General features: G+C 58.1%; 13 protein-coding genes. 5 read left to right on the top strand and 8 right to left on the bottom strand.

The genetic code is table 11. The features are described from left to right. From CYR55_RS06745 to CYR55_RS06710, 8 genes are all read right to left on the bottom strand, one after another. On the bottom strand, positions 1-357 hold the full coding sequence (locus CYR55_RS06745) for a PRD domain-containing protein (protein WP_101815387.1): 357 nt from the start codon (positions 355-357) through the stop codon (positions 1-3). A gap of 18 nt (positions 358-375) precedes the next feature. Continuing rightward, positions 376-1,281 carry a GntR family transcriptional regulator YhfZ gene (gene yhfZ / locus CYR55_RS06740; RefSeq protein WP_101815386.1) on the bottom strand — a complete coding sequence of 302 codons (906 nt, stop codon included), beginning with the start codon at positions 1,279-1,281 and terminating at the stop codon, positions 376-378. 189 nt (positions 1,282-1,470) lie between these two features. After that, entirely contained in the window at positions 1,471-2,046 is a 576-nt protein-coding gene (locus CYR55_RS06735) for a TerD family protein (protein WP_101815568.1), read from the bottom strand. A gap of 72 nt (positions 2,047-2,118) precedes the next feature. Then, a complete protein-coding gene (locus CYR55_RS06730) occupies positions 2,119-2,697 on the bottom strand; it encodes a TerD family protein (protein WP_101815385.1) in 579 nt (192 codons plus the stop codon). Positions 2,698-2,763: 66 nt separating this feature from the next. After that, complete coding sequence (locus CYR55_RS06725; protein ID WP_101815567.1) at positions 2,764-3,804, bottom strand: TerC/Alx family metal homeostasis membrane protein; 1,041 nt, start codon at positions 3,802-3,804, stop codon at positions 2,764-2,766. Between the two features lie 13 nt (positions 3,805-3,817). Further along, the gene (locus tag CYR55_RS06720) at positions 3,818-4,264 is read right to left on the bottom strand and encodes a tellurite resistance TerB family protein (protein ID WP_101815384.1); all 447 of its coding nucleotides are present in this window, start codon (positions 4,262-4,264) and stop codon (positions 3,818-3,820) included. Between the two features lie 69 nt (positions 4,265-4,333). Continuing rightward, positions 4,334-5,503: a TerD family protein gene (locus CYR55_RS06715; RefSeq protein ID WP_101815383.1), complete on the bottom strand. Its 1,170-nt coding sequence runs from the start codon at positions 5,501-5,503 to the stop codon at positions 4,334-4,336. A 2-nt stretch (positions 5,504-5,505) separates the two neighbouring features. Next, positions 5,506-6,090 (bottom strand): TerD family protein, encoded by a 585-nt coding sequence (locus tag CYR55_RS06710; RefSeq protein WP_101815382.1) that lies wholly within the window; start codon positions 6,088-6,090, stop codon positions 5,506-5,508. Positions 6,091-6,761: 671 nt separating this feature from the next. Here CYR55_RS06710 and CYR55_RS06705 point away from each other — a divergent pair. The 5 genes from CYR55_RS06705 to CYR55_RS06685 are packed head-to-tail and all read left to right on the top strand — an operon-like array spanning position 6,762 to position 11,225. Next, entirely contained in the window at positions 6,762-7,148 is a 387-nt protein-coding gene (locus CYR55_RS06705; protein ID WP_101815381.1) for a transposase, read from the top strand. A 16-nt stretch (positions 7,149-7,164) separates the two neighbouring features. Further along, complete coding sequence (locus CYR55_RS06700; RefSeq protein ID WP_165699539.1) at positions 7,165-8,199, top strand: ATP-grasp domain-containing protein; 1,035 nt, start codon at positions 7,165-7,167, stop codon at positions 8,197-8,199. Next, positions 8,192-9,322, top strand: a complete 1,131-nt coding sequence (locus CYR55_RS06695) for a phosphoribosyltransferase domain-containing protein (protein WP_101815379.1) — start codon at positions 8,192-8,194, stop codon at positions 9,320-9,322. Before CYR55_RS06700 ends, CYR55_RS06695 begins: the two co-directional genes overlap by 8 nt. A 1-nt stretch (position 9,323) precedes the next feature. Further along, the gene (locus tag CYR55_RS06690; protein ID WP_101815378.1) at positions 9,324-10,136 is read left to right on the top strand and encodes an HAD family hydrolase; all 813 of its coding nucleotides are present in this window, start codon (positions 9,324-9,326) and stop codon (positions 10,134-10,136) included. A gap of 9 nt (positions 10,137-10,145) precedes the next feature. Next, entirely contained in the window at positions 10,146-11,225 is a 1,080-nt protein-coding gene (locus CYR55_RS06685) for a cysteine protease StiP domain-containing protein (protein ID WP_101815377.1), read from the top strand. Positions 11,226-11,230 lie beyond the last annotated feature (5 nt).

Below are 11,230 nucleotides of genomic sequence, written 5' to 3'. Positions count from 1 at the left end.
TCAGTACCGGCCCGCCTGCCAGAGGCTGAACAGATTCGCCAGCAGATAGCCCTGTTCATTGGCATGCAGCGTGACAGCAAACGGCGCCAGCAATGCCTCCTGGATGCGCAACAGCTCGTCATACGCCTCAGAGGCGGCTATCTCCCCGAGCAAGGCATCATCCAGCGGCGCGATGATTTCACCCCGGCGGCTGCGCATCAGCGCGTTCGCCATATGGGTTATCGCCATCTCCCCCTGCGCGTTGCGCACCGGGATGGCCCAGCAGGTTTCAAGCTGGTTCACGACATGCAACATGCCGTCATGGATGTCCTGATCGAGTAACCCGGCCTGACACAGTAAATGCAGCCGCTTTTCCATCGCTTCTCCTTGTCGGAATCAGTAACTCGGCTCCTGCTCCCCGCTCACCACACGTTGCTGATGGGCAAGCAGGGCGTGTTTGTCCACCACCGTGCGCAATAACTGCTGAAGGGGAATATCGTCGGCGCGGGTCAGCACCACCGCTTCGGTGGCCTGCTCAATGCGTGGATCGCCTGCCAGCGGCGTTGCGACCAGCCCCTGGGCGTGAAGATCCGCCTCATTGCTGACGTTCCAGATCACGGCGTCAATCTCGCGCCGGGCAATGCTGTTCAGCGACTCGTGATAGGAGATTTCCCGCAACTCAACCGGCCTGCCGGAGAACACGATCTCCGTCATGATGCGCTGATCCGCCGAACGGGGATCCAGCCCGACGCGCCTGATTTGCTGCATTTCCCCGGCGCGGCAGATCACTTTATGTCCATCCACATAGGTATGCGGCCCCAGCGTCAACGCCATGCATACATTGCCTTTGTTGAGGTAGCTCCCGGCCGCCAGCCGGGAGACCACCGCCAGGTCATATACGCCGTTAAGCAGGCATTCCACGCGGACATCTGACCCGCGCATATGTGCGTAGTAAAAGGGAATGCCTTCAAACTGCGCTTTCAGGCCGCTGGCTAACCCCTCGTAGAGCCGGGTGTAAGGCAACGGCATCGCGCATACCACATTGCCGATGTCGGCGAAAACCAGCAGGGCTTTGTTATCCATCGCAACCAGATAACTGCCGTTACGCCCGCGCCGTTCCACGGCGATCGCGCCCGCCTTTTCCAGCGTTTTTAACGCCGCCTGCATCAGCCCGACAGAGAACCGGCACTCGGTCGCCAGTTCATCGATGGTTTTCAGCCGGTTGCCGGCTTTCTCACCCAACAGATAACGCGCCAGGCTGGCCTGGGCGACGCCCTCTTTTTTGATAAAGCTACGGCTCATTATTAACCTTCAATTTATTGAATATTTTTATCTTCATAAAATTGAATATAAAAGGCAAACGGGAAAGAGGCAAAAGGAGAATAGCATCACAGATAATAGGGAATAGCGCAGACGTGAAGAGAGGAAATCTCCCGGTTAGCGGCATAAAAAAACCCGGCATCGCCGGGTTTTTCAGTGCTGATAACAGGATCAGATATTGACGCCAAAGCCTTTCGCCAGCGCCGACAGGCCGCCTTCGTAGCCCTGGCCGACCGCTTTGAATTTCCACTCGCCGTTGTGGCGGTAGAGTTCACCAAAGATCATCGCGGTTTCGGTCGCGGCATCTTCAGAGAGGTCATAACGTGCCAGTTCGGTCTGGTCGTCATTATTCACCGCGCGGATAAAGGCGTTGGTGACCATGCCGAAGTTCTGCTTACGCTCTTCTGCTTCATAAATCGTCACCGCAAATACCACTTTCTTGGCAGAGGCGTCGACTTTGTCCAGGTGGATCAGCAGCTGCTCGTCATCCCCCGCGCCTTCACCGGTGCGGTTATCGCCCTGGTGCACCACGCCGCCGCAGGCGCTGGTTTTGTTATTGAAGAAGATGAAGCTGGCGTCAGAGAGCACTTTGTCATCTTCGCCAACGATAAAGGCGGAAGCGTCCAGGTCAAAGGCGCTGCCGTCGGTTTTACGTGAGTCCCAGCCGAGGCCGAACAGCACGGTTTTCATTGACGGGGCTTCTTTGGTTAAGGAGACGTTGCCGCCTTTTTTCAGTGAAACTGCCATAATCTCTTCCTTATCATTAAGTTGAATACGTACCGCACGCATGGCGGTACGGAGAAAGCGTTGTTCAACGCCTTACGCGGCGTTGATGCCAAAGTTACCGCACAGGGCAGACAAGCCGCCCGCGAAGCCCTGCCCGACGGCGCGGAATTTCCACTCGCCGTTATGGCGGTAAAGCTCACCGAAGATCATCGCAATCTCGGTGGAGCTGTCTTCCTGCAGGTCATAACGCGTCACTTCATTTTTGCTTTCAGCGTTAACCAGCCGGATAAAGGCGTTACTGACCTGGCCGAAGTTCTGGCGGCGGGTATTGGCGTCATGGATAGTGACGGTAAACACAATCTTATCCACGCCGGCGGGCACACTGGCGAGATCAACGACCAGCGTTTCATCATCGCCGTCACCTGCACCGGTGCGGTTATCACCCTGATGCACAACGGAACCGCAGCTGGAACGCAGGTTGTTGTAAAAAATGAAGTCGTTGTCCTGTGCCACCTTGCCGTTGGCCTGCAACAGGAAGGCTGAGGCATCCAGGTCAAAATCCTGGCCATCCGTTGACCGGGCATCCCAACCCAACCCCACCTGGACTTTTTTCAGGCTCGGATCGGTTTTGCTTAAAGAAACGTTGCCGCCTTTGGAAAGTGATACACCCATGTGGTTCTCCTTTATGTAGAGTGATGGGGGCAATCCCCCCATCGGATAATACGTTTACCGGTTCGATCAGCCCTGGCGATCGTCTGCCGGTGCCTCTTTGCCGGGGAACAGCACGCTGGCCAGAATACCCAGCGCCAGCACCACCAGCACGACGTAAAGGCTGGCCGTGGCGCTGATGCCGTAACCGTGGTGCCAGAGGTGATCGCTGGCATTCAGGCCGAGTTTGAAGGCGATGAAGAACAGCAGCACAATGACGGCTTTCTCCAGATGCACCAGATATTTACGCAGCGCTTCTAGCACGAAATAGAGGGTACGCAAGCCGAGGATAGCGAACATCATCGCCGAGTAGACGATCAGCGGCTCACGGCTTACGGCAATCACGGCCGGGACGCTGTCAAACGCGAACATCACATCGGATAACTCCACCACCGCCACACACAGCAGCAGCGGCGTGGCATAGCGGGCACCCTTTTTCACCGTGAAGGCAAAGCCTTTGTTCTCCGGTTTTTCCAGTTCAGCGCTGACTTCCTGCGAGTTCAGCAGGAAGCGGTTACCGGCCAGCTTCGGCCAGACCGGGAAGAAACGGCGCACCATCCGGTTGGCGAGGTGATCGGAGTAGTCTTCGATCTCGTCGTCGTCGTCACCGGAACGCAGCATCATTACCGCCGTCCAGGCCACAATCACCGCAAACAGCATTTCGACCCATGGGCCGAGCATCAGCAGGCCGGCACCGATCGCCACGAAAATCGCACGGAAAATGATGGCCCCGATGATGCCCCAGTAGAGCACGCGGTGGCGGTAGCCATCCGGCACTTTGAACCAGGCAAAAATGGCCATCATCACAAACAGGTTATCGACAGAGAGCACTTTCTCCAGCGCATACCCGGTGACGAACAGGCTGGCCACCTCTTTACCGTGGTGGAAATAGAGAAAAGCGGCGAAGCCCAGTGCTGTCGCCACCCAGAACACCGACCAGAGCATCGCGCTTTTCAGGCTGATGGCCTTATCGCCGCGGTGGGCCAGCAAGTCAATCAGCAGCGCGGCAACCGCCAGCACCACAAAGACGATGACCGTCTCAGCGGGGAAACCAATCAGGGTAGATTCCATCATTTACTCTCTGTTAAAAAAATTCGTCAGGCTTGAGGCCCAACTCATTGCAAATTTCAATCAGCGCCCGTTTTTCGGCGTCATCGAAATTGGCATCACTCTTGGCAATCATCACCCCGAGCCGCACCGCTGCCCGCGCTTCGTCAGGTTTATTGCGCAGTTTGCCGATGATTTTCAGGCACTCGGAGCGGCCGATATCCAGGTCAAAATCAAACTTCTCTGACAGCTTCTGGAATTCACGGATCACTTCATCCGTGCTGAACACTTTCAGGGCGTCACTGATCTCGAAATATTTGACCAGTTTCTGCTTTTCCTGCGGCGTCACCACGCCGTCAGCAAAGGCGATATAGGTGCCGGCCGCCACGCAGCCCTGCATGAAATCTTTGCCTTTATACCGGCTGACTTCAGTCAGGAAGGTGTCACGGCCCTGATTGAATTTATTCTTTGCCCAATCAAACATGGTTCAGTCCTCTCATTGTTATGTACTACTGATCGTTATGTACTGCTGATCGTTATGCGCTGCGGATCGTTATTTACTGCCGGCCCGCCAGTTGAATCCCCAACCGTAGGCTTTATCCATGGGCTCATGGCCGGCAAAGTAGTCGTTCAGGCGCTCTACCTTCAGGGTGCCGTTAACGTTTTCGAGGCGGGCAATGGCGCACATATTATTTCGGGTGCCGCCTTCGGTGAGGCGCGTTTCAACCGGTGGCTGTTCCGGCAGTTGCAGCGTGACCACGCCGTCTGTCTTCGCCCAGTTCGGCGCGCCTTTGTAGATAAAGGCGAATACCACCACTTCCGCGATTTCATCCCACTGGGCACCATTGATGTTCAGCCACTCCCCTTCAGACACAGAGCCGGTGCGGTCATCCCCCTCCAGATGCACATAGGGGAACTGGTCATAACGGCCAAACCGGTTGCCGAGCGCCTGGATCAGCTCTTTCTCACCATTTTTAAAGCGGATATAGGCCCCGAGATCGAGGTCAACGGCACTGAGTTTGCTGAAGAACCCGCCGCCGCTGCCGCGGTTCCAGTTCAGGTTAACGCGGATGCGGCCGAAGCCCTGGCTTTTGCTCAGGTTGACCGATTTGGTCAAATTGATGGTCGGCTGCTCTTTGGTCAGCGTCACTTTGCTGAGGTTGACCGGCTGGGGTTTAGCGACCGGTGCGGGGGCCGGAGCAGGCGCCGCCTCTTCCGGCGTATCATCAATGGTCACGCCATAATGCTCGGCCAGTGGTTGCAGCCCGCCGTTGAACCCCTGGGCAACGAAGCGGAATTTCCACTCGCCGTTGCGGCGGTAAAGCTCACCGAGGATCAGGGCCGCTTCACTGCGCCCGGCCAGATCGACGTCACCATTAAGCTGCGGCTGACCGTTATATTCCACGCCTACCGCCAGTGAACGCAGCGCCTGCACGGACTGGCTGCCCTCCGGGGTAATGGTAAAGGCGACTTTCTGTACATCCGCCGGCAGCGCCGCCAGATTCACGGAAAAGGCACTGACCGCGCCTTCCGTCAGCAGGATCAGGGCGCGATCCTGGCTCTGCTTCTGCCCGTAAAACACAAAGTCATCATCGACCCGGGTTTTGCCCTGCTCGTTCAGGCGGAAGGCAGCCACATCAGCGGCCACGCCGCTTTTGATGCGGACAATCACAGTGGTTTCAGGCAGTGCGGCATTGCCGCCGGCGATAAGCTGGGTTGTCATGATTACCCCACCAGTTCACGGACGATCATCGGGATCATGCTCTCAACGGTGCGGCCATTGGCAGGGGTGCCGTGCGCCTTGAACTGCCAGTCATCACCGTGGCGGGAAAGCGAGGCGATAAACAGCGCGGTGTGCTCACCTTTTTGCGCCAGGTTATAGTTCGCCAGCTCTTTTTTGGCCTGATCAAGGATACGGACACCGGCATTTTCGACCTTGGTAAAGTTCTGGCCGGTAAAGCTGTTCACGGTGAACGCCAGGTGATGTACCCCGGCCGGGACGCGGCGCAGGTTAATGGTGATCACCTCATCGTCGCCGTCACCGGCTCCGGTGCGGTTGTCCCCGCTGTGGATCACTGAGCCGCAGCTTGATTCCAGCTTGCGGAACCAGACGGTGTCCACTTCCCGGCCGGCGCTGTCGAGCATCAGGCAAGAGGCATCGAGATCGATATCACCGCCGCCGCCAAACATGCCGAAAATACCTTTGCCTTTTACCGCGTCCCAGCCTAAGCCCACATGCACGGCAGTGACGGTTGCCCCGGATTCCTTGGTCAATGACACGGATTGGTTTTTACTCAGCGAAATAGCCATAGCGAAACTCCTTGCTGTAAAGATAAGCGGGTGAAATAACCGCTGACGTGGCCACTTTGTGAATTTTTTATTTCATACAACGTCACCGCAGAGATGAACAAAAATCCTACAATGGCCAGGCAAATAACATGATGCTGGCGACAGTATTACAAGATTTACGTTAACTTGTTTAGGCATGGTTGATTGATTTACATATCAAATGATTAACCCATAAAAACTGACCATGTTTGAAATAATAATCATGAAAACAGTCACGCCCGTTACGAACAAATATAAATATAGGTGATGTTATTGTAAATCTATGTAATCCAATCATTTACTCTTAAAAAGTAAGATGAAAACGTTGTATATCATCTAATTAATTACGAATGCATTCATATAAGAAATGTATTATCCAGCCTTCAGCTATCTCATTTTGGCCTAAAAATGGAATTTATATTCCAGAAAATAGAATTATCTCTACATTTATTGACATAATTTGCAAAGAAAAGTAAATAGCATTGCACCAGCTGCTAACTATCCCGCCAACTATAAAGATGGACGCCACTTCTTAGCGCATTTTTCAGCGGAAAGAAATTCTTGTTACAGCTGAGTATAATCCCTGGTTAACCCGCCCGAAGGATTTATTTGGTTGGCAGATTATTTTCCTGTTATTGCAAGCAGGGACAACAATGCTAAAAGCCAACAGATACAATATCTTTGACATAAAAATGCAGCTTATTTTTGCCTTCGATTCGCCTGATAGTGTACAGGACGATGAACGGCAGATTTTGCAAGAAATTCTCCCCCATTGTGCCCGCAATTTACCGTTCACTGTCGAGCAGGTTGCCCTGCTTGAAGAGGGTGTCGAACTGCTGCTCACTATGTCGCCGGGTACGGAAATTTCCATGCTGGTGAATGCGCTGAAAACACACAGTGCCAAACAACTCGGCGAGCTGACCGGCCGCCGTAAATCAGGCTTATGGCTGCGGGGTTACGGCGCACATTCGTTAGGCGAATTGCCTGCTGCTGCCACCACCCTGGCCGCGTTAATCGCCAAAAACCGGCGGGAGAAATAACATCATGATATGGCTGATGGAAGGATTTTCATCACAGCGTACGATTGCACAAGGGCTACGGCGCGCCATCCGGGAAAATGCGTGGTGCGGGGCGTCGGGCCAGGCGTTACAGGTGCTGGCCTCCCACCGCCAGTTCCGGCCGGAAATCAGCGCCGCCGCGGACATCGCCCTGCGTGAACCCACTGATCTCACTGAAAAACTGCACTTCGTGCTGACCACCGCAGAACGTTACGGCGTCAGCGTGATTCATACCGGCAAACCCTCCGCCTGGTTTGAACGTCACCGGCAGGCCATTGGGGCCGCCGGCATCACGCTCATCACCGGCGTTCGCGATGCCCGCTTCCTGACGCTGGCAGAAGATAAAGCCGCCTTTACCGACATGCTGGCCGCGCAGGCGATTCCCCACACCCCGGCGGTACGGGTGGAAACCCTCGAGGCGTTGCGCGATGCGTTACACGCCATGAAAAGCACCTGGCCGCGGCTCTGCATCAAGCCCAATACCGGCATCTACGGGCTGGGCTACTGGCGGCTGGATGATGACGCCCCGGCCAGCCTGATGCTGAGCGCCCCCGACCAGCGCCGTATCCGTACCTCAACCTATCTCACCGCCCTGGAAGAGAGCGGCGGGCTGAAAGAACCGATGATTGTCATGCCCTATCTGCCGGGCCCGGAGTGCAGTATTGATCTGGTTGCCGAAGGTGGCCGGGTGATGGCCGCGCTGGGGCGGCGCAAAAACGGCACGATGCAGACGCTGTTTGACCGGGGTGAAGAGATTGAGCTGGCCTGCCGGGTGGCGGAACAGCTGGAGGCTGACGGGCTGATTAATGTGCAGACCCGCGCCGACGATCAGGGCAACCCACGCGTGCTGGAGTGTAACCTGCGCCCCAGCGGCGGGGTCGGCTACGGGCTGCACAGCGGCATTAACCTGCCGGCGATCATGATGGCCGGGCGGCTGGGCCTGCCCCTGCCGCCCCAACAGCTGCGCCACACCACGGTACGTATTGTTGACGAAGCCATCCCGGTTCCTGCCAGTGAGTCACACCATGCATAATCCTTACGGCCATGAAGAACATTTTCAGGCGCAGCTGCCCTCCGGCACCATGTCACTCGACCTGTTCTGCCGGCCGGGCTGGAGCGCCGATACCCTGTTTTCAATGGCACAGCGGCGTAACCCGCGCCGCGCGTTCCTGTTCGTCAGTAAAGTGCTCGGGCGGCATATCCCCTGCCCGCCCAGCCTGATGCGTAAAGCGTTCAGCGATCTGGCGGATCGCATTCCCGCCGGGCTGCCTGGCCCGGTTCTGGTGACCGGCATGGCAGAGACGGCCGTGGGCCTGGCTGCCGGGGTTCATGCCGTGTTGCGTGCCAGGGGTGAGGAGGCGATTCTGCTGACCACCACCCGCCACCCGCTGGGCGGCGAACTGCTCTGCCGCTTTGAAGAGGAGCACAGCCACGCCACCGCCCATCTGGTGCACCAGCCGGCCGATCCGCAGTTGCGGGACAGCGTGCGCCATGCCCGCACCCTGGTGATGGTGGATGACGAAGCCACTACCGGTAAAACCTTCCTCAATCTCTATCAGGCATTGCGGGAGGCGGGGCTGGATCAGCTTGAACAGATTGTGACCGCCACCCTGACCGACTGGTCCGCCGGGGCGCTGGCTGAGAAAGTCGCGCAGCCGGTAACCGCCGTTTCGCTGGCGGCCGGCCAATGGCGCTGGACGGTGGCGGAACAGCCGCCGCTGCTGGACATGCCGCAGGTCAATATTACCGCCCGCGGCAGTCAGCCGCTGAACCACCTGGCCGCCAGCTGGGGGCGGATGGGCGTGCGTGAGGTGACGCGCCTGCTGCACACTCCCGCCCCCCGGCCCGGCGAGCGGATCCTGGTGCTCGGCTCCGGGGAGTATGTCTGGCAGCCCTTTATGCTGGCGGAATGGCTGGAGAGCCAGGGCGCCCGTGTGCGGTTTGGTTCCACCACCCGTTCACCGGTGGCGTTGGGGCTGGCCATGCGCAGCGCCTTCAGCTTCCAGGACAACTACGGGCTGGGCGTACCGATGTATCTCTACAACGTCGATCCTGCTGACTATGACCGGGTGATCCTCTGCTCAGAAACCCCGGCCTCCGCCTGGGACCCTGCTTTTTTGGCGCACTTCCCACAACTTGAACTCCATGAGGGCTGACATGCTGCACGACCATTTAACGCGCCCGATCATCTTTACCGATCTGGATGACACGCTGTTCCAGACGATGCGCAAAATCACTGACCCAGCAGAGCAGGCCAAGTCACAGCCCGGCGCGCTGGATCGCGAGCTGGCCCCGCGCAGTTTTATGATGGCGCGGCAGGCGAATCTGGTGCAGTGGATGCTGGCACAGGCAGAAACGATCCCGGTCACCGCGCGCGGCACCGATGAACTGGCCAGGGTCTGTATTCCCTTTGATTCTTATGCCGTCACCACCCACGGCGCGGTGATTTTAACCCCGCAGGGTGACGCGGATGCAGAGTGGCAGCACCACATCACTGCCGCCCTTGCCCCTTATCAGCCGCGCCTGGCAGCGCTGGCACAGCACCTCAGCGGGATGCTGGCCGATCCGCAGGCGGCTGACGCCGCACTGCCGGTGGAGCCGGGCTGGTGCCGGATGAACGAAGAGTACGGCATCCCGGTCTATCTGGTGATGAAAGTGAAAAACAGTGCGCACCTTGAGGCGCTGAACCGCTACGCGGATTGGGTGGCCGGGACGTTTAATCTGGACGGATTCTATGTCCACCGGAACGGCAATAATGTGGCCTGGCTGCCCACCTGCATCGACAAAGGCAACGCCGTACGCTTTTTGCTGGCGCGACTGCGTGCCGCCGCGCCGGATCGCCCGGTGCTGGGCTTTGGCGACAGCCTCACCGATTTCAGCTTTATGCAGCAGTGTGACTTTCTGGCGCTTCCGCAACGCAGCCAGTTGCTTGCCGCCCTGCAAAATGGATTGCCCCACCCTTCAGCGTAAGGAGAGAGTATGCACCTATCCCATCCCCCTTTTTCCGGTGCCTATGCGCCGGATGATGTGCATTTTTTGCTGTCACCCGTGGCGGTGGACTACACCCCGGTGGCGGAGAAAGAGCGCCTGATCCAGCGCGGTGAGAAGCACTATTCTGACATGCTCTCCGAAGAGCCGGCCCCGTCGGCGACGCATCAGGCGATTTACCGGCAGGCGATGAGCCAGTTCGGCCCGCGTCTGGCCGGTGAGGTTGCCGCCCTGGCGCTGGGGCTGGCCACCCAGATCAGCGCCCGGCCGCTGGTGCTGGTGTCACTGGTGCGCGCCGGGGTGCCGCTCGGGGTCTGCCTGCTGCATGCGCTGCGCGAACAGGGTATCGAGGCGGTGCATTACGGCATCAGTATTATCCGCGATCGCGGCATCGACCATGCCGCGCTGGACTACATCACCGCCCGGCACGGCAGCGAGGGCGTGGTCTTTGTGGATGGCTGGACCGGCAAAGGGGCGATTTCCCGCGAGCTGACCCGTTCGCTGGCCGGTTACCCGGCCTTCCGGCGCGCCTCACGCCTGGCGGTGCTGGCCGATCCCGGCGGTTGCGCCTGGCTTTCCGCGTCCGGCGAGGACTGGCTGATGCCGTTCGGCATTCTGGGCGCGCCGGTCTCCGGGCTGGTCAGCCGCTCACTCTGGCGCGATAGCGGCTTTCACGGCTCAATGTATTGTGAACACCTGCAACAGCACGATGTCAGCCAGGCGTTCGTGGCAGAAATTGATGCGTTACGCGCTGCGCACAATGAGCCGGTCATCGCGGCACGGCCCGACCCGGAACAGCGCACCATGCTGCGCCATCTCAGCCAGCGCGTGATCACCATGCTGGCCGAGACCTATCAGGTGGATTCCCTTAACCGCATCAAGCCGGGCATTGCCGAAGCGACCCGGGCCGTGATGCGCCGGGTACCGGAGCATGTGCTGGTGAGTCACCGGGACGATGCGGATGTGGCGCTGCTGGTGCATCTGGCAGAGGGCGCCGGCATCCGAGTGGAAGAGGCAGGTGACACACTGGGGGTTTACCGTGCGGTGACCATCATCAGGAAAGTAGCCTGACAGGA

It is taken from the genome of Chimaeribacter californicus (assembly GCF_002858675.1).
GTDB lineage: Bacteria > Pseudomonadota > Gammaproteobacteria > Enterobacterales > Enterobacteriaceae > Chimaeribacter > Chimaeribacter californicus.
The sequence above is the reverse complement of the archived record's forward strand: the minus strand, read 5'-3'. Positions and strand labels throughout refer to the sequence as shown.